Annotated in this window: 21 protein-coding genes; 10 read left to right on the forward strand and 11 right to left on the reverse strand. The window is 69.2% G+C overall.

The window, feature by feature from the left end:
- Positions 1-8: 8 nt before the first annotated feature.
- From UG56_RS12765 to gcvT, 3 genes are read right to left on the reverse strand one after another with little or no spacing between them, the layout of a single operon-like run.
- Positions 9-842, reverse strand: a complete 834-nt coding sequence (locus UG56_RS12765; RefSeq protein ID WP_256206599.1) for a PhzF family phenazine biosynthesis protein — start codon at positions 840-842, stop codon at positions 9-11.
- A 30-nt stretch (positions 843-872) separates the two neighbouring features.
- Positions 873-1,130: a hypothetical protein gene (locus UG56_RS12770; RefSeq protein ID WP_143055018.1), complete on the reverse strand. Its 258-nt coding sequence runs from the start codon at positions 1,128-1,130 to the stop codon at positions 873-875.
- A 5-nt stretch (positions 1,131-1,135) separates the two neighbouring features.
- Positions 1,136-2,278 (reverse strand): glycine cleavage system aminomethyltransferase GcvT, encoded by a 1,143-nt coding sequence (gene gcvT, locus UG56_RS12775; protein WP_045548539.1) that lies wholly within the window; start codon positions 2,276-2,278, stop codon positions 1,136-1,138.
- 77 nt (positions 2,279-2,355) lie between these two features.
- Here gcvT and UG56_RS12780 point away from each other — a divergent pair, with 77 nt between their 5' ends.
- Together UG56_RS12780 and sucB are read left to right on the forward strand one after the other, a co-directional pair.
- On the forward strand, positions 2,356-3,882 hold the full coding sequence (locus UG56_RS12780) for a leucyl aminopeptidase (protein WP_084101007.1): 1,527 nt from the start codon (positions 2,356-2,358) through the stop codon (positions 3,880-3,882).
- A 216-nt stretch (positions 3,883-4,098) separates the two neighbouring features.
- Positions 4,099-5,919: a 2-oxoglutarate dehydrogenase, E2 component, dihydrolipoamide succinyltransferase gene (sucB, locus tag UG56_RS12785; protein ID WP_071327051.1), complete on the forward strand. Its 1,821-nt coding sequence runs from the start codon at positions 4,099-4,101 to the stop codon at positions 5,917-5,919.
- A 61-nt stretch (positions 5,920-5,980) separates the two neighbouring features.
- On the opposite strand, the gene UG56_RS12790 is transcribed toward sucB, so the two are convergent.
- Positions 5,981-6,724 carry a hypothetical protein gene (locus tag UG56_RS12790; RefSeq protein WP_045548960.1) on the reverse strand — a complete coding sequence of 248 codons (744 nt, stop codon included), beginning with the start codon at positions 6,722-6,724 and terminating at the stop codon, positions 5,981-5,983.
- A gap of 148 nt (positions 6,725-6,872) precedes the next feature.
- On the opposite strand from UG56_RS12790, the gene lipB reads away from it, so the two are divergent.
- The 3 genes from lipB (at position 6,873) to UG56_RS12805 (ending at position 9,376) form a co-directional block, all read left to right on the forward strand.
- Complete coding sequence (gene lipB, locus UG56_RS12795) at positions 6,873-7,610, forward strand: lipoyl(octanoyl) transferase LipB (RefSeq protein WP_045548959.1); 738 nt, start codon at positions 6,873-6,875, stop codon at positions 7,608-7,610.
- Positions 7,611-7,690: 80 nt separating this feature from the next.
- A complete protein-coding gene (gene lipA / locus UG56_RS12800; protein WP_045548958.1) occupies positions 7,691-8,635 on the forward strand; it encodes a lipoyl synthase in 945 nt (314 codons plus the stop codon).
- 30 nt (positions 8,636-8,665) lie between these two features.
- Positions 8,666-9,376, forward strand: a complete 711-nt coding sequence (locus UG56_RS12805; protein WP_045548957.1) for a DUF4191 domain-containing protein — start codon at positions 8,666-8,668, stop codon at positions 9,374-9,376.
- A 68-nt stretch (positions 9,377-9,444) separates the two neighbouring features.
- Here the strand turns inward: UG56_RS12805 and UG56_RS12810 are convergent, their stop codons facing one another.
- Positions 9,445-10,227: a DUF6612 family protein gene (locus UG56_RS12810; protein WP_071327052.1), complete on the reverse strand. Its 783-nt coding sequence runs from the start codon at positions 10,225-10,227 to the stop codon at positions 9,445-9,447.
- A gap of 64 nt (positions 10,228-10,291) precedes the next feature.
- A complete protein-coding gene (locus UG56_RS12815; protein ID WP_256206600.1) occupies positions 10,292-10,765 on the reverse strand; it encodes an RDD family protein in 474 nt (157 codons plus the stop codon).
- A 212-nt stretch (positions 10,766-10,977) separates the two neighbouring features.
- On the opposite strand from UG56_RS12815, the gene glnA reads away from it, so the two are divergent.
- Positions 10,978-12,399 (forward strand): type I glutamate--ammonia ligase, encoded by a 1,422-nt coding sequence (gene glnA, locus UG56_RS12820; RefSeq protein WP_045548954.1) that lies wholly within the window; start codon positions 10,978-10,980, stop codon positions 12,397-12,399.
- A gap of 517 nt (positions 12,400-12,916) precedes the next feature.
- Positions 12,917-13,429, forward strand: coding sequence for a hypothetical protein (locus UG56_RS28365; protein WP_177191473.1), 513 nt, complete (start codon positions 12,917-12,919; stop codon positions 13,427-13,429).
- A gap of 25 nt (positions 13,430-13,454) precedes the next feature.
- On the opposite strand, the gene UG56_RS28370 is transcribed toward UG56_RS28365, so the two are convergent.
- Positions 13,455-13,628 carry a hypothetical protein gene (locus UG56_RS28370; protein ID WP_177191474.1) on the reverse strand — a complete coding sequence of 58 codons (174 nt, stop codon included), beginning with the start codon at positions 13,626-13,628 and terminating at the stop codon, positions 13,455-13,457.
- Complete coding sequence (locus UG56_RS12830; RefSeq protein WP_045548953.1) at positions 13,625-14,038, reverse strand: winged helix-turn-helix transcriptional regulator; 414 nt, start codon at positions 14,036-14,038, stop codon at positions 13,625-13,627. The genes UG56_RS28370 and UG56_RS12830 overlap by 4 nt, the downstream gene beginning before the upstream one ends.
- A gap of 158 nt (positions 14,039-14,196) precedes the next feature.
- Between UG56_RS12830 and UG56_RS12835 the strand changes: the two genes are divergently transcribed.
- Both UG56_RS12835 and UG56_RS12840 read left to right on the forward strand, forming a co-directional pair.
- Complete coding sequence (locus UG56_RS12835) at positions 14,197-15,096, forward strand: NADP-dependent oxidoreductase (RefSeq protein ID WP_218145209.1); 900 nt, start codon at positions 14,197-14,199, stop codon at positions 15,094-15,096.
- Between the two features lie 116 nt (positions 15,097-15,212).
- Positions 15,213-15,812, forward strand: a complete 600-nt coding sequence (locus UG56_RS12840) for a hypothetical protein (protein WP_045548952.1) — start codon at positions 15,213-15,215, stop codon at positions 15,810-15,812.
- A gap of 100 nt (positions 15,813-15,912) precedes the next feature.
- Here UG56_RS12840 and UG56_RS12845 read toward each other — a convergent pair whose 3' ends face one another.
- Genes UG56_RS12845 through UG56_RS12855 form a run of 3 tightly spaced genes read right to left on the reverse strand, consistent with a single transcriptional unit; the run spans position 15,913 to position 18,448 of the window.
- Positions 15,913-17,061 (reverse strand): NAD(P)/FAD-dependent oxidoreductase, encoded by a 1,149-nt coding sequence (locus tag UG56_RS12845; RefSeq protein WP_045548951.1) that lies wholly within the window; start codon positions 17,059-17,061, stop codon positions 15,913-15,915.
- Complete coding sequence (locus UG56_RS12850) at positions 17,058-17,255, reverse strand: ferredoxin (protein ID WP_045548950.1); 198 nt, start codon at positions 17,253-17,255, stop codon at positions 17,058-17,060. The genes UG56_RS12845 and UG56_RS12850 overlap by 4 nt, the downstream gene beginning before the upstream one ends.
- Before the next feature lie 5 nt (positions 17,256-17,260).
- The gene (locus UG56_RS12855) at positions 17,261-18,448 is read right to left on the reverse strand and encodes a cytochrome P450 (RefSeq protein ID WP_045548949.1); all 1,188 of its coding nucleotides are present in this window, start codon (positions 18,446-18,448) and stop codon (positions 17,261-17,263) included.
- A gap of 126 nt (positions 18,449-18,574) precedes the next feature.
- Between UG56_RS12855 and UG56_RS12860 the strand changes: the two genes are divergently transcribed.
- On the forward strand, positions 18,575-19,843 hold the full coding sequence (locus tag UG56_RS12860) for a PucR family transcriptional regulator (RefSeq protein WP_177191475.1): 1,269 nt from the start codon (positions 18,575-18,577) through the stop codon (positions 19,841-19,843).
- The last annotated feature ends 2 nt before the right edge of the window (positions 19,844-19,845 follow it).

A 19,845-nucleotide genomic window follows, 5' to 3' on the forward strand; every position in this document is an offset into this window, starting at 1 on the left:
AGCCTAGGTCAGAGCTCGACCGTGCCACGGATGGTGGTCAGTGTGTCTCCGCCCACCCACACCGCTCCGTCGGCCGCGCGGTCCACATGGACGCGACCGCGCCGATGCATGACGGTGCCCTGGGAGGCGACGTACGCCTCCGGGAGCTGTGATCCCGCGAGCCACTGACCCAGCGCGGCGTTGAGCGACCCGGTGACCGGATCCTCGAAGGCGACGCCGTCGGCCGGGTAGAACGCCCGGACCTCGACCGCGCACTCGCTGCCCTCGGGGTAGCGGCCGACCAGCCCGACCTTGTGATCCCCGAGTGCGGCGTGGTCGGGCGTGATCGCGAGCACGGTCTCCGCGTCGGCGAGCATCACCCCGACCCAGCCCGGGCCGTTGTCGCACCACCGGGCGTCCACGATGTCGCCCCGCCCGATCCGCAGGCCCTCGGCGACGGCCTCCAGGGTCTCCTCGTCGACCTCGCCGCCCCGGATCAGCTCGGGCGCCGCGAAGGCGATCCGCCCGTCACTGCGCAGCTCGACCAGCCCGACGCCACACTCCTGCACCACGTTGGTGCCCTGAGGCTTCCCGCCCGCCTCCAGCCAGGCGTGGGCGGACCCGAGCGTCGGGTGGCCGGCGAACGGCAGCTCGCCGCTGACGGTGAAGATCCGCAGCCGGTAGTCGGCCGCAGGGTCCGTGGGAGCCACCAGGAAGGTGGTCTCGGAGAGGTTGGTCCACCGCGCGAAGGCGGCCATCTGCTCGTCGCTGAGGTCGTCGGCCCCGTGCACGACCGCTACCGGGTTGCCCAGCAGCGGCTCGTGGGTGAAGACGTCGACCTGGCGGAACTCATAGGCGCTCACGCCGCCGAGCCTAGCCATCGGGAGACGGTGTCAGGCGGTCAATTTCATCGGGCCGTAGACCTGGCGGTCGTGCTCGAACAGCACGACCGCAGCCACGCCCGCGTCCAGGAGCTCCTGCCAGACCTCGCCCACCCACGACTCGGCGTCGCTCTGGTTGGCGAAGCGCTGGCCGGCGAGCTCGCCGTCGACCGGCACCTCGGCACCCGAGGCGTCGACGAGCTGCCACCACCACGGCCGGTCGGCGGCCGACGGCTGCTTGAACACGGACGGGACGTCAGGAATGCTCATGTCTCTCAACCCTCCCGCACGTGCGAAGGGACGAAGGGCGGTCTGGTGAGCTGGAAGATCTCGCGCCGGCCGCGTACGTCGATGCCGATCTCGGCCTCGGGGTTGACCGTGGTCGAGACGAGCACCAGGCCGACGCCCTTCTTCAGCGTGGGCGAGAAGGTGCCGGAAGTGACCTCGCCGACCGGTACGTCCGCGGTCAGCGACGCGGTCATGTGCGGGCGCGGGATGCCGCGGCCGACGGCGACGATGCCGCGCAGGGCGCGCTTCGGGCCGGCCTCCTTCTCGGCGACGAGCTTGTCGCGGCCCCAGAAGGCTTCCTTCTTCCAGCCGACGGCCCAGCCGAGCCCGGCCTCGTTGGGCGTGACGTCGATGGTGATGTCCTGGCCGTGGAGCGGGTAGCCCATCTCGGTGCGCAGGGTGTCGCGGGCGCCGAGGCCGCACGGCACCGCACCGAGCTCCTCGCCCCGGGACAGCAGCGCGTCCCAGAGCGCGCCGGCGGCCTCGTTGGCGACGATCAGCTCGTAGCCACGCTCGCCCGAGTAGCCCGAGCGGCACACGACCACGCCGATCTCGTCCCCGAGCACGTCGGGAGCGGCGGCCTCCACGAAGGACATGTATTCGTGCCCGGCCGGCAGACCGACCGCCTCGAGCAGCTCGTCGGACTTCGGCCCCTGGACGGCGAGCACCGCGTAGTCGCGGTGGTGGTCGGCGAGGGTGATCGCCTCGGGGGCGGCCGCCTCGAGCCGGCGCACGACCTCGGGGGTGTTGGCGGCGTTGGGGACGATCAGGACGTGCTCGTCGTCGCGGTAGTAGGCGATCAGGTCGTCGACGATGCCGCCGGTCTCCTCGTCGCAGCAGAGCGTGTATTGCGCCTTGCCGGGCTTGATCCGGCCGAGGTCGTTGGTGAAGGAGGCGTTGACGAAGGCGGCCGCACCCGGGCCGCTGATCATGACCTTGCCGAGGTGGCTGACATCGAAGACCCCGACGGCCTCACGGACTGCGGTGTGCTCCTTGACGACGCCGGTGTATTCCAGCGGCATCGACCAGCCGCCGAACTCACCGAACTTCGCACCGAGTCCTTGGTGCTTCTCGTGCAGAGGGGACTGGAGCAGCTCCGACCCGCCCCCCGTGGAGGTCTCATCAGCCATGCTGCGAACTTATCGCACCTCACCGACACAACCCGGTCCGCGCCCCCTCCGGGCGTGCCACACCTACACTGCACTGCGTGACCCTGCCTGACATCACCTACACGCTGCGTACCGCCTCTCCTGCCAAGACTCGTGCCGAGGCGGTCGTCGTCGGTATCGGCCAGGGCGCGAAGGATGTCGAGGTCACCGCCGGCGCGGAGGACGTCAAGGCCGCCTACGGCCGCCGGTGGCGCGGGATGCTCGCCACCCTCGGCGTCAGCGGCAAGGCCGGCGAGGTCACCCGGCTGCCCGCAGGCGGAGAGATCGGCGCCCAGCTCCTGGTGCTGGTGGGCCTCGGGAAGGCCGGCGCGGACGGCACCTACTCACCCGATGCCGTACGCCGCGCCGCCGGTGCCGCCGCCCGCTCGGTGCCCAACGCGACCTCCGTCGCCGTGGCCCTTCCCGCCGACACCCCCGAGCTGGTGCGCGCGGTCACCGAGGGCTACCTCCTCGGCGGCTACACCTTCACCTCCTACAAGTCGGGCGGTGGCAAGTCGGGCGAGGACAGCAAGGGACCGAGCGACGTCGCGTTCCTGAGCGGGATCGCGCGGCGTACGGACGCGGTCACCGCCTTCGAGGAGGCGCAGATCCTGGCGCAGGCGATCGCCGGCACCCGCGAGTGGGTCAACGTGCCGCCCGCCGACCTGACTCCCCCGGCGTTCGCCGAGGCCATCGAGCACGTGGCCGGCCTGGTCGAGGGCGTCGAGACGACCGTCTACGACGAGAAGCAGCTCGCCGAGCTCGGCTGCGGCGGCATCCTCGCCGTCGGTATGGGCTCGGAGGCGAAGCCGCGTCTGGTCGAGCTGACCTACTCCCCCGACGACGCGCGCGGCCACATCGCGCTGGTCGGCAAGGGGATCACCTTCGACTCCGGCGGCCTCACGATCAAGCCGGGCAGCTCGATGTCCACGATGAAGTCCGACATGGCCGGTGCGGCCGCCGTCGCCCAGGCGACCTTCGCGATCGCCCGCCTCGGGCTGCCGGTGAAGGTCTCCGCGTTCGTACCGATGGCCGAGAACATGGTCTCCGGCTCCTCCTACCGGCCCGGCGACGTCGTCACCCACTACGGCGGCACGACGGTCGAAGTCTCCAACATGGACGCCGAGGGGCGGATGATCCTCGCCGACGCCCTGGTGCGGGCGAGCGAGGTCTCCCCGGACGTGATCATCGACGTGGCCACCCTCACCGGCCACATGGTGATGGCGCTGGGCGACCGGGTCAGCGGCGTCCTCGGCTCCGAGGAGATCGTCGACCGCATCCTCGCCGCCGCCGACGTCGCGGGCGAGCAGATGTGGCCGATGCCCATCCCGGAATGGATGGACGAACGAATCCGTTCCTCGAAGGTGGCCGACCTCAACCAGCACGACTGGATCCGCTGGGGCGGTGGGCTGTACGCCGCAGCGTTCCTGCGCGAGTTCACCGGCGGTCTCCCCTGGGCCCATCTCGACATCGCCGGGCCCTCCTTCAACAGTGGGGGCGCCTCGGGCCATCTCACTCCCGGAGGCACGGGTGTGGCGGTGGCAACACTGGTGGACTACGTACGCGAGATGGCTACCGATCAGTAGTGGTCCGGTTGACACAGCACTGCGGGGGTAGTGACAAGATGGGGCTCGTGATCGACGCCCTTGGCCGCGCTTCCGGCGGCATCATGCGTGCGTCGGGCAGGTGTCGGCCCAGACCGATGCGTCCTTCTCCTCACCGGGCCATCGAGCTCGGTCGTGGTGGCGCGCGTGTCCGGACATTCAAGTAGAGCAACGAACAGACGTAGAACGAAGGAACCCATGGCCACCGAAGTAACTCTCCCGGCACTCGGCGAGTCCGTCACCGAGGGCACCGTCACCCGCTGGCTCAAGCAGGTCGGCGACACCGTTGCGGTCGACGAGGCCCTGCTGGAGGTCTCCACCGACAAGGTCGACACCGAGATCCCCTCGCCGGTCGCGGGCACCGTGCTCGAGATCAAGGCTGCCGAGGACGACACCGTCGAGGTCGGTGGCCTGCTCGCCGTCATCGGCGCGGCCGACGAGGCCGGCGCCGACTCCGCTCCCGCGGAGCCTGCCGCTCCCGCCGCCGAGCCCGAGGCTGCCGCTCCTGCCCCGGCCGCCGAGCCCGAGGCGCCGGCTGCCCCGGCTGCCCCGGCCGAGCCCGCAGCTCCGGCCGAGCCCGCCGCGCCTGCCGCTCCGGCGCCCGCTGCCGGTGGCAACGCCACCGAGGTCGCCCTCCCCGCGCTGGGTGAGTCGGTCACCGAGGGCACCGTCACCCGCTGGCTCAAGCAGGTCGGCGACACCGTCGCCGTCGACGACGCGCTGCTCGAGGTCTCCACCGACAAGGTCGACACCGAGATCCCCTCGCCGGTCGCCGGCACCCTGCTCGAGATCAAGGTCGCCGAGGACGAGACCGTCGAGGTCGGCGCCGTGCTCGCGCTCGTCGGTGACGCCGGCGCTGCCCCCGCGGCCGCGCCTGCTCCCGCCGCCCCGGCTCCCGAGCCCACCCCCGAGCCGGCCCCCGAGCCGACTCCCGCCCCGGCCCCCGAGCCCGCCCCGGCCGCCGCTGCGCCGGCGCCCGCGCCTGCCGCTCCGGCCCCGGCTCCGGCTGCTCCCGCCCCCGCTGCTCCGGCTCCTGCCCCGGCGGCCCCCGCTCACGCCGCCCCGGCCACCGCGAGCTCGCCGGCGATCCAGCCGGGTGGCTACGTGACCCCGCTGGTGCGCAAGCTCGCCGCCCAGCACAACGTCGACCTCGACACCGTCCAGGGTTCCGGTGTCGGTGGCCGCATCCGCAAGGAGGACATCCTCCAGGCGGCCGCTGCCAAGTCGGCTCCCGCCGCCGCTGCCCCGGCAGCCGCGGCTCCGGCAGCCTCGTCCGCCCCGGCCGCCGCGCCCGCGGCCCCGTCGCCGCTGCGTGGCACCACCGAGAAGATCTCGCGGCTGCGCAAGGTGATCGCCGAGCGGATGACCGAGTCGCTGCACACCGCCGCTCAGCTGACCCAGGTCATGGAGGTCGATGTCACCAACGTCGCCCGCCTGCGCGAGGCCAACAAGGCCGGGTTCCTGCAGCGCGAGGGCGTCAAGCTGACCTACCTGCCGTTCTTCGCCAAGGCTGCGATCGACGCGCTCAAGGTGCACCCGAAGCTCAACGCCGGGATCGACGTCGAGGCCGGCACGGTCACCTACTACGACCGCGAGAACATCGCCTTCGCCGTCGACACCGACCGCGGTCTGCTGACCCCGGTGGTCAAGGACGCCGGTGACCTGTCGATCGCGGGCATCGCGAAGAAGATCGCCGACGTGGCCGACCGCACGCGCAACAACAAGATCACCCCGGACGAGCTCTCCGGCGGCACCTTCACGATCACCAACCTGGGTTCGTTCGGTGCGCTCTTCGACACCCCGATCATCAACCAGCCGCAGGTCGCCATCCTCGGCCCGGGTGCGGTCGTGAAGCGCCCCGTCGTCATCGACGACCCGGACCTCGGCGAGACGATCGCGGTGCGCTACATGGTCAACCTGGCGCTGACCTACGACCACCGCCTGGTCGACGGTGCCGACGCCGGCCGCTTCCTCCAGGACGTGAAGAAGCGTCTCGAGGCTGCTCAGTTCGAGCTCTGAGCCTCACAGTGAGTCGCCCCGGAGCCGTTGGCTCCGGGGCGACTCTCGTTGCGACGTACGTTCAGGCGCCGTCCGTCAGCTCCTCGGCCTTCGGCTCGGTGACGGTGAGCTTCTCGCCGTGCTTGCTGAAGTCCATCGTGATCTCGTTGTCCTTCACCATGGCCATCGCCAGTCGGATCGGCTGGCCGTCCGCGTCGAACCAGCCATCGAGAGTGCCGTCGCCCTCTCCGGTGACGTCCTCGTCGACGGCGAACGAGTAGTGAGCGAGATCTGCGCCGTCGACCTCCTCCTGACCGACATAGGTGATCGTGTCGTCAGCCACCTCTCCGCTCAGGCTCTCGAACAGGGTGTATGGGCTCGGCACCAGCGCGGAGACCAGCCCGCTGAACATGCCGTCGTCCTTCATCCACTCCTTGTCGCCGTCCATCCGCACGTAGGTCGTCTCGCCGATGACGATGATCTCCATGACGGTCTGACCGTCGGCCTCGTCCACCGTCAGCTTCGTCTGGGAGATCACTGGCTCGCGCTGGTAGTCACCCACGCTGGTCGCGCTGACACTGGCTCCGTCCTCGACGGCGTCGACGCCCATCTCGACATGAATCGTCGACATCGCGTCGGCCGCAGTGTCGATGAGCTCGTCCGCCTCTGATTTCGACAGCTTGTCGCCGGCCTCGAACCCCGGCCCCTCGGCAGCGGCAGCATCGGGGGAATCCGCAGTCTGGTCGGAGCTCTCGCCGCACGCTGCTACGGCGAAAGTCGCGCTCAGCGCGATCGCGGCCGCGGCAAGTCGGCGACCGTACTTCATGGTGTGCACTGTGTGCCTTTCGAACTGATCCGAAGACCGAACGCTCCCGAGCGCGGCCAGTCGAAAACAAACGCATTCTGCGCACAATCCCTTTACCCCCGTGGGGTTGTCGCCAAACCGTTATCCGGCCCGGCGTACGATCGCGGGTGTGACTGAGCTGCGCTTCGTTGAGGTCGGGACGATCGACTACCTGGACGCCTGGGAGCTGCAGAAGCAGATCCACCAGCGCGTCGTGGACCGCGAAGAGCCCGACACCGTGCTGCTGCTCGAGCACCCGCCGACCTACACCGCCGGGAAGCGTACGAAGCCGGAGGACCGTCCCGCGGATCCCGGCGGCGCGCCGGTGATCGACGTCGACCGCGGCGGCGAGGTCACCTTCCACGGGCCCGGCCAGATCGTCGCCTACCCGATCGTGCGGCTGCCCGAGAAGGTCAAGGTCGTCGACTTCGTACGCCGCCTGGAGCAGGCGATGATCGGCACCTGTGCCGCGTTCGGCGTCACCGCCTACCGGGTCCCCGGCCGCAGCGGCGTGTGGCTGCCCGCGGGCGAGACCCCGGACGGCGTACGCCGCCTGGAGCGCAAGGTCGGGGCGATCGGGCTGCGGGTCAGCCAGCACGTGACGATGCACGGCATCGCGCTCAACTGCGACGTCGACCTGGGGTGGTACGAGCGGTTCGTGCCGTGCGGGATCTCCGACGCCGGGGTGACCACCCTCTCGATCGAGGCGGGCCGGCAGATCGGCAACGCCGAGGCGATGCCCGTGCTCCACGAGCAGATCGCGGAGATGCTCTCCTGGCGCGACTACGAGCAGGGCCCGAGCCTGGAGCCCAAGCCGGACCCCGCCAAGACACCGCGGGTCCCGCTGCTCTCCCCCAGCCTGGGCTGAGTCCGGACGCGGAAGCGGAGTGACCGTCCAGTAACCTCCTGGCTTCGGGGTTCCGCCCCCACGCGGCGTAGGCTGGTGGGGTGACTCAAGCTCCTGCCCCAGAAGGTCGCAAGCTCCTCCGTCTCGAGGTCCGCAACGCGCAGACTCCGATCGAACGCAAACCGGAGTGGATCAAGACCAAAGCGAAGATGGGGCCGGAATACAAGGAGCTCACCGCGCTGGTGAAGTCCGAGGGCCTGCACACGGTGTGCCAGGAGGCCGGCTGCCCCAACATCTTCGAGTGCTGGGAGGACCGCGAGGCCACCTTCCTCATCGGTGGCGACCAGTGCACCCGCCGCTGCGACTTCTGCCAGATCGACACCGGCAAGCCGACCGACCTCGACCGCGACGAGCCGCGCCGGGTGGCCGAGTCCGTGCAGACGATGGGCCTGAAGTACGCCACCATCACCGGTGTCGCCCGTGACGACCTCGCCGACGGCGGTGCCTGGCTCTACGCCGAGACGGTCAAGCAGATCCACGAGCTCAACCCGGACACCGGCGTCGAGAACCTGATCCCCGACTTCAACGGCATCCCGGAGCTCCTCCAGGAGGTCTTCGAGTCCCGCCCCGAGGTGCTCGCCCACAACGTCGAGACCGTCCCGCGGATCTTCAAGCGGATCCGCCCGGCCTTCCGCTACGAGCGCTCCCTGGACGTGATCACCCAGGCCCGTGACTTCGGCCTGGTCACCAAGTCCAACCTGATCCTCGGCATGGGTGAGACCCGTGAAGAGGTCTCCGAGGCGCTGCGCGACCTGCACGCGGCCGGCTGCGAGCTGATCACGATCACGCAGTACCTGCGCCCGAGCGTGCGTCACCACCCGGTCGAGCGCTGGGTCAAGCCCGAGGAGTTCATCGAGCTCCAGGCCGAGGCCGAGGAGATCGGTTTCTCCGGTGTCATGTCCGGACCGCTCGTGCGTTCGTCCTACCGGGCCGGTCGGCTGTACCGTCAGGCGATCGAGGCGCGCGACGCCTCCTCCGTGGCCTGAGTCCCTGCGTACGAGAACTGAAAGAGGAAGATGTCCCAGACCGACCCGAGCAGCATGAGTCGCCGCCAGCAGATGGTGGAGACCTACAAGCTCACCAAGCAGTCAGACCCCAAGATCGGCCTCATCCTGGGCTCGATCTTCGTGGTCGTCGCCGCGGTCGCCGGCGTGATCTTCTGGCTCCTGCCCGGTGAGGGCGTCTTCTCCTGGATCTTCACGATCATCGGCGCCCTCCTGGCCGGTGTCCTGGCCGCGCTGGTGGTCTTCTCGCGACGTGCCCAGAAGGTGATGTACTCCCGGCTCGAGGGCCAGGTCGGCGGCGCGTACGCAGCGCTGACCATGCTCCGCCGTGGCTGGACCGTCACCCAGGCCGTCGGTGTCGAGCCGCGCAGCCAGACGCTGGTGCACCGCGTGGTCGGCCCTCCGGGCGTCGTCCTGGTCGGCGAGGGCAACAGCCCGAGCAAGGTCCGCTCGCTGTTGGCCAGCACCAAGCGCAGCCACGCCCGGGTCCTCTCGGACGTGCCGATCACGACCGTCGTCGCCGGCAACGGCGAGGACGAGGTGCCGCTGCCGCAGCTGACCAAGCACGTCACCAAGCTCGGCCGCCAGGTTGCCGGCCCGGAGATCACCGACATCCTCAACCGCCTCAAGGCCGTCGACGCCACCCGCGGCGCGATGCCGATCCCGAAGGGCCCCGTCCCGACCTCGATGAAGGGCATGCGCGGCAACCTCCGCGGCCGCTGACGGTTCGCGAGACGACACAGGGCCGGTCCCCTCTCGGGGACCGGCCCTGCTGCGTACCGAACGGGTGGTCAGCCGGCCAGGTTCGGCATGTCGGTGACCTGATCGGCGGGCGGCGCCTCGATGGTCACGTCCTCGCCGTGCTTGGACAGCACCATCTCGACTGTGCCCATCTCACCCATGCCGACGTCGGCCTTGCGGAGCTTGCCGTCGCCGTCGACCCAGATGTCCTGGTCGATCGTCTTGGGCAGGCTGCTGGTGCTCTTGGAACCGAGGCTCTTGGCGAGCGCCGCGGAATCGACGGTGAAGCTGTAGTGCTTGGTGTCGGTGCCGTCGAGCTTCTCCTCGCCCTCGAACTTGGCGCTCTTGATGGACTCCTCCATCCCCTCGAAGAAGGCGAGCGGGTTGCTCATCGACTCCAGGCTGGTGCCGCCCATCTTGGCGAGGTCGTCGGCGCTCGCGGTCATCCACGAGTCGCCCATCATGCCCTTGATGTAGATCTTCTCGTCGACGAGGATCGTCTCGAGATCCATGTCCATCGAGCCGCCGCTCATCTTCATGTTCGAGTGCTGGGCCGGCGGCTCCTTCTGGATGTCGCCCTCGCCGGTCATCGAGACCGTCTGGCCCGAGGCCTTCGCGTCCATCTTCGTGGTGAAGTGGGCGGTGTCGATGTCGGTGGCCTTCTTCATGACCGCGGTCATGTCCTCGGCGGAGACCGAGTCACCCTCGCTGGCGCCGCCGGCCCCACCACCGCCACCACAGGCCACCAGGCCCGAGAGCGATACGGCCAGCACGCCCGCCACAGCGGCGCGGCGCCAGAGGCCACGTGGCCCGAGAGTACGGTTGAGCGTCATTGAGCTTCCCTTCGTGTTTGCCGCTGCCTGCGGCTGACCGCTCCAACCTACCTGCGGAAGCCTCTCAACCCACCCGACGAAACACGTGTCGATAGGTCTGAAGTGTGACGGTCGCGGTTCCGGCCGCCAGATCGTGCAGGCCGCGCCGATCGGGCCGGAAGACCAACGGAGGAACGACGAGCACGACCAGGATCTGACGGGCGATGCTCCGCAGCGGATCCAGCGGTCGAGCGTCCGGCTCACCCGCGGTCACCCGCACCGTACGCAGCCGGGTGACCAGCTTGCCGAACGAGCCGCCGCCCAGCGTGGTGAAGAGCGCGGTCTGGACGATGAAGACGACCAGGATCCACAGGTTGTCGCTCGGCCGCGGGTCGACACCGGCGAGCAACGACCCGAACGGCAGCGCCCGTACGCCGAGAAAGACCGACGCCACCAGCGACGAGGCGAGCCAGTCGACGAAGAGCGCCAGGACGCGCCTGCCCCAGCTCGCGGTGGGATAAGGCAGAGTAGGCGTCACAGGGGTGGCGGAACTGGTCACACCGGCAAGAGTAGGCGGCAACGTCTTGAGGGATGAGATCGGGATGGTTGCCGATCAAATCACACAACCTGTTACATGCCTGAAACATTTGCGACACTCCTGTGCAACCGTCCCTTCGTAGTTTGCGTGGCACGGTCGGGGCCATGAGGTCCCGGCCTCGATCGCGAGAGACCTATCTGGCTCTTCCCGCCCGGGTGAGCCAAGGAGGATTGATGTTCAGCACTGACGACGAGCTCTTGAAGTTCATCTCTGACGAGGGAGTCGAGTTCGTCGACATCCGCTTCGTCGACCTGCCCGGCGTTCAGCAGCACTTCACGGTGCCGGTGTCGTCGTTCAACCTGGAGCCGATGGCCTTCGACGGTTCGTCGATCCGTGGTTTCCAGGCGATCAACGAGTCCGACATGGCGCTCTACCCGGACGTCACGACTGCCTACATCGACCCGTTCCGCACCGCGAAGACCCTCGCGCTGATGTACTTCGTGCACGACCCGATCACCGGCGAGGCCTACTCGCGCGACCCGCGCAACATCGCGCGCAAGGCGCTGGCGTACCTGGCCTCGACCGGCATCGGTGACACTGCCTTCTTCGCCCCCGAGGCGGAGTTCTTCATCTTCGACAAGGTCGCCTACAACACCTCCGAGGGCGAGTCGTTCTACAAGATCGACTCCGTCGAGGCTTGGTGGAACTCGGGTGCCGACAAGAACCCCGACGGCTCGGACAACCTGGGCTACAAGACCCGTTACAAGGGCGGCTACTTCCCGGTCTCCCCCACCGACCACTTCGCCGACCTGCGCGACCTGATGGTCAAGAACCTCGAGGCCTCCGGCCTGCTCGTCGAGCGCGCCCACCACGAGGTCGGCACCGCCGGCCAGGCCGAGATCAACTACAAGTTCGACACGCTGCTCAAGGCGGCCGACGATGTCATGAAGTTCAAGTACATCGTCAAGAACACCGCCTGGCAGGCCGGCAAGACCGTCACCTTCATGCCGAAGCCCGTCTTCGGTGACAACGGCTCGGGCATGCACGTCCACCAGTCGATCTGGAACGCCGGCGAGCCGCTGTTCTACGACGAGACCGGCTACGGCGGCCTCTCCGACATGGCCCGCTGGTACATCGGCGGCATCCTGAAGCACGCCCCGTCGGTGCTCGCGTTCACCAACCCGACCGTGAACTCCTACCACCGTCTGGTGCCGGGCTTCGAGGCTCCGATCTCGCTGGTCTACTCCTCGCGCAACCGCTCCGCCGCGGTCCGCATCCCGATCACCGGCACCAACCCGAAGGCCAAGCGCGTCGAGACCCGGTTCCCGGACCCGTCCTCGAACCCGTACCTCGCCTTCTCGGCCCTGCTCCTCGCCGGCATCGACGGTATCCAGAACAAGATCGAGCCGCCCGCGCCGATCGACAAGGACATCTACGAGCTGCCGCCGGACGAGATGGCCGAGATCAACCAGGTGCCGACCTCCCTCGGTGCCGTCCTGTCGGCGCTGGAGACCGACCACGACTTCCTCACCGTGGGCGACGTCTTCACCCCCGACCTGATCGAGACCTGGATCGACTACAAGACCAACGACGAGATCCTCCCGATCCAGCTCCGCCCGCACCCGCACGAGTTCGAGCTCTACTACGACATCTGAGCCGACCGCTCTGCTGTCCGACGTCGAAGGCCCCGGGGTTTCCCGGGGCCTTCGGCCGTTCCGTACGCACGGGGGACGTGCCTCCCGCCGACCCGGACGAGCGGGGTGTCCGAGCAACCGACCGCGGCACGGCTCCCATCCCTAGGCAGGATGGACCGATGCCTCGTAGTCCGTCCTGGCGGTGTCCGCGGCGTTCGGTGTCCCCTGCTCGCCGCGGGCCGACGCGGCCAGGCTCACACCGACGTCATGGTCCCAGCCCTGACTGCCAGACGTCGTAGCAGTCTTCTTCCTGGGTGCCAGAGGTTGATCGCGCCAGCACATCGGCGCATCCTCGGAGTAGGAGGTTGCGATGAACCCATCACGCATTCCCGACGGCATCCCGGTTCTGTCACGTGGCCGGCATCGAACGCCACGACGCGGCGCATGCTTCATGGAGCTCGCCTCGGTCCTCGCCGGTGAGCGGTGGAGCGATCATCCCTCCTGCACTCATCCCTTGCTCGCGTATCTGGCAAGGCTGGTGAACGATCACACCAGCGACGACGGACGCCAGCAGCTGCTGCCACTCGTCCCCTCGGTCGTGGGCCGGCGCGGGAACGACCGCACGTCGCTCGCGGTCGCGGTGGCGGTAGCGGCGCAGACCATCCTCGACGTCCCCGAAGCGACGCAGCGACCGCTGGCAGCCGGCCTGCTTCAGGCCGAGCGCTTGTGCGCGGACGCCGAGCCCGATCTGGCGGCCACCCGGCGGGAGGCCCAGCTGGCACTCAAGATGGTTCCTGGCGCGGTCGCCTGGGTCGACCGACTTGGGATCCGGGGCCGGATCGACGCCCACACCTTCGCCAAACGCAGCGCGCCGACGATGGTCCGGTGCACCGTCGAGGGGGTCGTGGTGAGCGCGAGCCCCGACTGTGACGTACGGCTGGGCGCTCTGCTCGAGGCCGGCATCGCGGCCAGCCCCGCGCCGGACACGGTGATCGCCGCTCCTGCCTTCGCAGTCGGCCCAACTGGTCCGTGGCCCACGCCAACCCACTGACCGGCTCTCAGCCTCACCAGACCTGTCATCCGCCGAAGCACCGGGGCGATCGAGAGAGGTCGGCTGCCGGGCCCTTCACCAGGCCGACCACGGCATGCTTCGCGGGGTTGTAGGCGGGGTTGTAGGCGGCGAGGGGGACGACGGCACGCGAGCCCCCGTCGTCCGCGCTCGCCGCATCCGCCTTCACCCGGTCGGTCATCCCTGCACGCCTGCCTCGTCGAAGCGGGCACGATTGTGCTGGATCTCATCGTGATGGGTGCCTGCCCAGTCGATCAGAGCAGCGACGGCGTCGAGGAGGGTGGCACCCAGATCGGTCAGCGCGTACTCGACCCGCGGGGGCACCTCGGGATAGGCCGTCCGGGTGACCAGGCCGTCACGCTGCAGCTGACGAAGCGTATGCGTGAGCATGCGCTGGGAGATCCCCGGGATGGAACGCTGTAGGTCGGTGTAGCGCAGGGATCCCTCTGCCAGGGTGCCGATCACGAAGACGGTCCACTTGTCCCCGGCGCGATCGACGATCTGCCGGATCGTCTCGCCCTGCTCCGCGGGCCAGCTGGCGCATGGACCCGCCACCGCGGCGGTCCGCCCGTCTCTCGCGTCAGCACGCATGACGCACCTTCCCTTCCGGTTGCGCACACGGATGTGCCTTTTGTAGCGCCTTCCATTCTCACTCATCATGTGGTTACGCACCAATAGTAAGAAACGGCGTCACAGGATGTCGCCTGACAAACACCGGGTGCCCCACCGTCCACTTCTGGAGGAAGACCATGACCATGCGCGCTGCGACCGTTTCCCGCTTCGGCGGTCCCGAGGCGGTCGAGATCACCGAGCATCCGGTGCCCGAGCCGGGCGACGGGCAGGTACGCATCAGGGTGAAAGCCGCCGCACTCAACCCGGTGGACGCCGCCACGCGTGCCGGCGTCTTCGGAGGCCGAGGGAGGGTCGGCCTGGGCTGGGACGTCGCCGGCACGATCGACGCTGTGGGCCCCGGCGTCAACTGGTCGACCGGTGAGCGCGTCATCGCACTGGCCACCGGCCACCACAAGACGCTGGGCACCCACGCCGACTACGTCGTACTGGACGCCGACACTCTTGCACCGACGCCCGCCACCCTCGATGACACCCAGGCGGCGACCCTGCCGCTGAACGCGACGACCGCTCTGCAGGCGCTGCGCCTCCTCGATCTGGCCCCCGGTCAGCGGCTGCTGGTCACCGGCGCCGGTGGGGGCGTCGGCGCGCACGCGGTGGAGCTGGCACACCAGCAGGGCCTGCAGGTCACCGGGACCGGCTCCCCGGCCTCCGAGGAGTTCGTCCGCGCCCGCGGAGCCGATCACTTCCTGGCACGCGGAGAGACCCCTGAAGCAGGAGGCTTCGACGGCGTGCTGGACGCCGCGGGGCTGGGACCGTCCGCGCTCGCGGCGGTCCGCGACGCGGGCACCTACGCCGGCCTGTGGCCCGGGAGCGAACCGGCCTCTGAGCGCGGCATCCGCGTCGAGGCCATCAGCGTGCAGTCCGACGGCGCCCAGCTGACCGAGCTGTCCAGGCTGGCCGACCGGGGCGTGCTGTTCCCCAGGGTCGCGCACGCCTATCCGCTGGAGGCTGCCGGAAAGGCCCACGCGCGGCTGGCCGACGGCGGTCTGTCCGGACGGATCGTCCTCATCCCCTGAACCCTTCGGCTCCAGGACGTACGGATCGGCTGTCCGGAACGTGGGCGAGCCAGTGCAACACATGTTCCCGTTGGCGCGTGATGAAGACACACATCGCCCGGACTCGGAGGGTTCACATGAAGCAGCTCGTCGTCTTCCTTCTCATCGGCGCGCTCGCACCCGTGCTGGGGCCGGTTCTCAGCGCCCAGGCGCTGCCGCCCGACCTCGTCTGCGACGGCAGCTACCACCACCGGACGTTCCGCAACGTGGTCGTCCCGGACGACGCCCGCTGCGTGATCACCACTTCCAGGATCACCGGCAACGTCCGCACCACCGGTGCACCGAGAGTGGTCAGCATCACCGACACGAACGTCGGCCGGAACATCCACGTCCGCAACGTCGTCGAACGCGTCACCATCGGGGCCACGGGGTGCCGCGTGGACCCGGTGGCCGGACGAAATCTCATGGTCCGCAACTCCCGCAACGTGGCGATCTGCGAGATGTCGATCGCCAACAATGTGGTGGTACGCGACAACCGGGGGACCTTGATGGTCCGGGACAACAAGGCGTGCAACAACCTCCGCGTCGTCGGCAATCACGTGCGGTCCCTGCGTGTGCTCAGGAACTCCTACGCCGGCAACTTCTCGGTGGCACGCAACAGCTGGGTGGACCGCAAGATCGTGAGGGACAACGTGGCGCTTCACCAGAACCCCGCCGCGTGCCGTCGGGCTGGATGACTGATTCCACGCCACCTCACGATCCCCACACGAACGCACCCCGGGGGCCGAGTGACGGCGTGCCCGCGGACGCGCCGGCGAGCAGGAGCACACGGGACGACTAGGGGGCGGCACGGACCAGTGCGCGCCTCAGGCGGCCGACCGGAACCTTGCGGCCGTAGGCGACCACGGTCGGGTTCGCGCCGGGCGACTCCCAGCGCAGGACCGCGTCACCCGCGTCGACGTCGCCCTCGATCGAGGTGGGATCGCCGTTCACCGGCAGGGGGCCGACGACCTTGACGGGAAGGCCGAGGATCTCGGTCCAGAAGTAGTCGTCCCTCGGGGGATGTGGCCGCGGCTCGCCCAGGATCGAGGCAGCAGCCACCTTGCCCTGCGCCACTGCGTTGGACCAGAACGGCGCCCGGCTGGCTCGCTCACCCGTGCCGGGGATCAGGTAGGCGACGTCCCCTGCGGCGTACACGCCAGGAATCGACGTCGAGCACCGCTCGTCGATCGCAACGCCCACGGAGTCCGCGAGGCCGGTCCCCGACAGCCAGGCCACGGCTGGTACGTCACCGGCGCAGGTGATGACGAGGTCCGCGGACTGCGTGCTTCCGTCCGACAGAGCCACACCGGTCACCGGATCGCCGACCAGGTGAACGTGCTCGGCTGCCTGGATCAGGCGGACTCCGTGTCGGGTGAGGTGAGCACCGACACGCTCGGACACAAAGGGGCCGAGGTGTCGGAGCAACGGGGGTTCGCTGTCGACCACCGTGACTTCGACTCCCTGCGCCACGCAGGCGCTGGCCACTTCCAGGCCGAGGAATCCCGCGCCCACGACGATCGCCGATCGGGCGCGCTCGATGCGCCGACGGATCAGGCGGGCATCCGCGAGCGTTCGCAGGACCAGCTCTCCGGCCTGGGCCGTCCGGGCCAGGCGTCGGGCGTCTGCCCCGGTCGCGATGAGAAGCGCATCGTAGGGGACGAACCGTCCGTCGGCCGTGGACACGATCCGCGACGAGGCGTCGAGTCCCACCGCTGCGGACCTGATGTACGCCAGGTCGAGATCCGCGTGAGGGTAGGCGAGGTGGGCCTCGTACGTCGCCTCTCGCAGCACCTCCTTGGACAGCGGTGGTCGCGCGTAGGCGCCCTCAGGCTCACGTCCGATCATGGTCAGACTGCCGGCGTAGCCCCGCCTACGCAGCTCCCGCGCAGCGGTCAACCCGGCGATCGACTCCCCCACGATGACGACGGCGCCGGGCCGATTCACGGGATCTCCCGCAGGGCCGCCACCGGACACGAGGCGATGGCGGCGCGGGCCCGGACCAGCTCTTCGGATCCGACCTCGGCCCCTTCGGCGTGGTAGATCAGCTCGGCGTCGTCGTCGAGGGAGAAGAGGTCGGGAGCCTGTTCGGCGCAGAGACCGTGGCCCTCGCACCGGTCGTAGTGGACTTGGATCTTCATGGCGGTCACCTCGCGGGGATCAGCTCGAGCGGAAGGTGCTCGAGGCGGTGGATGATGTTGTTGACGGCCCACACCGGCTTTCCGGTGAGCTCGATTCGTTCGACCCCGTCGAGCAGGTGACCGAGGATCGTCCGCGTCTCGAGCCGGGCCAGCCCCTGGCCGGCACATCCATGGGCGCCGTGACCGAACCCGAGCTGCTGCGTCGCGTCCCGGGTGATGTCGAAGGCCTCCGGCGAGTCCCACACCAGCTCGTCCCGGTTCGCGGAGGCGTACATGACCAGCACCCGGCTCCCCGCGGGCAGCTCCACGTCGGCGAGGGTCGTGTCGGCGGCGACCTTCCGGCTGAACGCGCGCAGCGGTGATTCCAGGCGGACGACCTCGTTGATGGCGTTCGACAGCAGGCCGCGATCTGCCCGCAGCGCCTGCCACTGGTCAGGGTGCAGGGCGAACAGGTAGAGCGCACTGGCGATGGCGCTGAGGGTCGTGTCGATCGAGGGCGCCAGGTAGTCGACGAGCAGCTTCGGGCATTCCGCGGCATCCAGACGGCCCTCATCGACAGCCTGCAGCAGGTCGCCACCCAGGCTGCCCTCACGCAGCCGGCGGTCCTTGGCGACACCATGGGCGTAGCGCAGCATCTGCACGCTCGGCCGGATGCTACGGACCGCCTGGCCGTTCATCGGGCCGAGTGCGTCGAACGTCGCCGCGCCCCATGCCAGCAGACGGTCCCGTCCCTCCTCGGGCCAGCCGACCAGGTCGGGGACGATGGACATCGGCAGCGCCGTCGCCAGGTCCTCGACACCGTCGATCCGGCCGCGTTCGAGGGCCGAGGCCACGACGCGTCCGGCTTGGGCGTCCACCTGGTCGTGCATCTCACGAAGCGCGCGAGGCGTGAGTCGGTGGGCAACGAGCTTGCGTCGCTCGTCGTGCTGGGCTCCGTCGCTGTTCAGCGTCGTGCCGCGAGCGAGCCGGTTGGTGACCGGGTTGAGCGCCACACCCGCGCCCGACACGAAGGTCGAGTCGTCCAGGAGCGCGGCCTTGCACTCTGCGTACCGCGGCAGGGCGAACACCTTGTGGCGCTCCAGCCAGACCACGGGCCCCTGGGCGCGAAGCCTGGAGTAGTGGGGGTAGGGGTCCAGGATCGCCGAACGGGAGTACAGGTCCCCGGCGTCGCTGGATGCGAATCTCTGCGGCATGTTCGCTCCTCGAACTTGGTGCTGGCTCCGAATGAGTCTCAGACAACGGAGCCCGCGACCGGAAGGGCGTAATGTCGTAGAATTGGCTTACTTTTGGGCTGAATGCACATCAAGGAAGGTGGGCCGATGAGCCTCGGACTGGTCAGAGCCTGGGAACCACCGTCTCCTCGGCTGGCCGGCCTTCTCCGGCAAGCCGTCCTGACGATGCTCGACCAGGTCGAGGAGCTGCTCGCGACGATCGACGCCGCAAGCTTCGAGGTGAACCGTGACCTGCTCGAGCTGGCGCCCGGACTCGCCGACCCGCTGCGGGCCGCGGGCCGCTCCAACGTGACGGTCTGGGCCACGGCGAACCTTCGTAAGCCCGGCCTTCCCGTGCCCGCCAACCTGAGCCCGGAGAACGTCGACTTCGCACGGGACGTCGTACGCCACGGGTTCGACGAGACGATCCTCAGCGGGTTCCGCGTGGGACAGAACCTGGCCGTGCAGGCCGCGACCGATGTGGCCTTCCGGGTCACCGACGACCACGACGACCTCCGTGAGCTGCTGGCGTTGGTGTCGCGGTCGATCTTCGCCTACGTCGAGGAGACGCTCGAGGGAATCAGCACGATGATCCGCGCCGAACGGTCTCAGCTGCGCGACGCGACCACGGCCGCCAGGGCCGAAGCCGTGGCACTCATCCTCGAAGGAGGACCGATCTCCGAGCGACGGGCCACCCAGATGCTCGGCTACGAGGTCGCTCGGTCGCACACAGCCACGATCGTCTGGTCCGACGAGACTCCGCCCGAGGGCGCGCTCGAGGCGACAGCCAGCAAGCTGGCCCGTGCGGGTGGTACGGCGCGTCCGCTCATTCTCCCGGTGGGACGGTCGACTCTGTGGGTCTGGCTCTCCGGGGGCGACACCGGTGACCTCGGCGCGCGACTGCGCCAGCATCTGCCAGGGGCCCTGACCGAGGATCTGCCCGAGGCTGCCGCGGACATCCGGGTTGCCATCGGCCGACCAGGACCAGGTCTCGCAGGCTTCCGCAGGAGTCACCAAGAGGCAGCGGCGACGCAGCGGCTGGCGCGGAGGCTTCCCCTGCAGAGCAACATCACCTCGTACGACGATGTCGAGGTCGTGGCGCTGGCCAGCAGCAACGAGGACCAGGCGCGCGAGTTCGTGGCCCGCACACTGGGCCCGCTCGTGGACGCGCCCGCAGAGATCCGCGAGACCCTACGGACCTATCTCCGGCAGGAGTGCAACCTGACCCGGACTGCTCAAGTCGAGTTCGCACATCGCAACACGGTCGCCACCCGCCTGGAGCGAGCGAGAGACCTCCTGCCCCATGGGCTCACCGACCGGACCCTTCAGGTGGGCCTGGCCCTGGAGGTGACGCGCGTCATCGGATCCGCCTCATAGGC

The sequence above is a fragment of the Nocardioides luteus genome (assembly GCF_000960475.2).
GTDB classification, from domain to species: domain Bacteria; phylum Actinomycetota; class Actinomycetes; order Propionibacteriales; family Nocardioidaceae; genus Nocardioides; species Nocardioides luteus_A.

Bases quoted from the DNA above. Each gene is read 5' to 3' on its own strand.
- UG56_RS12805 (WP_045548957.1), top strand. From the start codon at position 8,666: ATGTCCCAGACCGACCCGAGCAGCATGAGTCGCCGCCAGCAGATGGTG.
- sucB (WP_071327051.1), top strand. From the start codon at position 4,099: ATGGCCACCGAAGTAACTCTCCCGGCACTCGGCGAGTCCGTCACCGAG.
- UG56_RS12810 (WP_071327052.1), bottom strand. From the start codon at position 10,227: ATGACGCTCAACCGTACTCTCGGGCCACGTGGCCTCTGGCGCCGCGCC.
- UG56_RS12855 (WP_045548949.1), bottom strand. From the start codon at position 18,448: ATGCCGCAGAGATTCGCATCCAGCGACGCCGGGGACCTGTACTCCCGT.
- gcvT (WP_045548539.1), bottom strand. From the start codon at position 2,278: ATGGCTGATGAGACCTCCACGGGGGGCGGGTCGGAGCTGCTCCAGTCC.
- UG56_RS28370 (WP_177191474.1), bottom strand. From the start codon at position 13,628: ATGACCGACCGGGTGAAGGCGGATGCGGCGAGCGCGGACGACGGGGGC.
- UG56_RS12860 (WP_177191475.1), top strand. From the start codon at position 18,575: ATGAGCCTCGGACTGGTCAGAGCCTGGGAACCACCGTCTCCTCGGCTG.
- UG56_RS12850 (WP_045548950.1), bottom strand. From the start codon at position 17,255: ATGAAGATCCAAGTCCACTACGACCGGTGCGAGGGCCACGGTCTCTGC.
- UG56_RS12770 (WP_143055018.1), bottom strand. From the start codon at position 1,130: ATGAGCATTCCTGACGTCCCGTCCGTGTTCAAGCAGCCGTCGGCCGCC.
- UG56_RS12830 (WP_045548953.1), bottom strand. From the start codon at position 14,038: ATGCGTGCTGACGCGAGAGACGGGCGGACCGCCGCGGTGGCGGGTCCA.
- UG56_RS12840 (WP_045548952.1), top strand. From the start codon at position 15,213: ATGAAGCAGCTCGTCGTCTTCCTTCTCATCGGCGCGCTCGCACCCGTG.
- glnA (WP_045548954.1), top strand. From the start codon at position 10,978: ATGTTCAGCACTGACGACGAGCTCTTGAAGTTCATCTCTGACGAGGGA.
- UG56_RS12835 (WP_218145209.1), top strand. From the start codon at position 14,197: ATGACCATGCGCGCTGCGACCGTTTCCCGCTTCGGCGGTCCCGAGGCG.
- UG56_RS12790 (WP_045548960.1), bottom strand. From the start codon at position 6,724: ATGAAGTACGGTCGCCGACTTGCCGCGGCCGCGATCGCGCTGAGCGCG.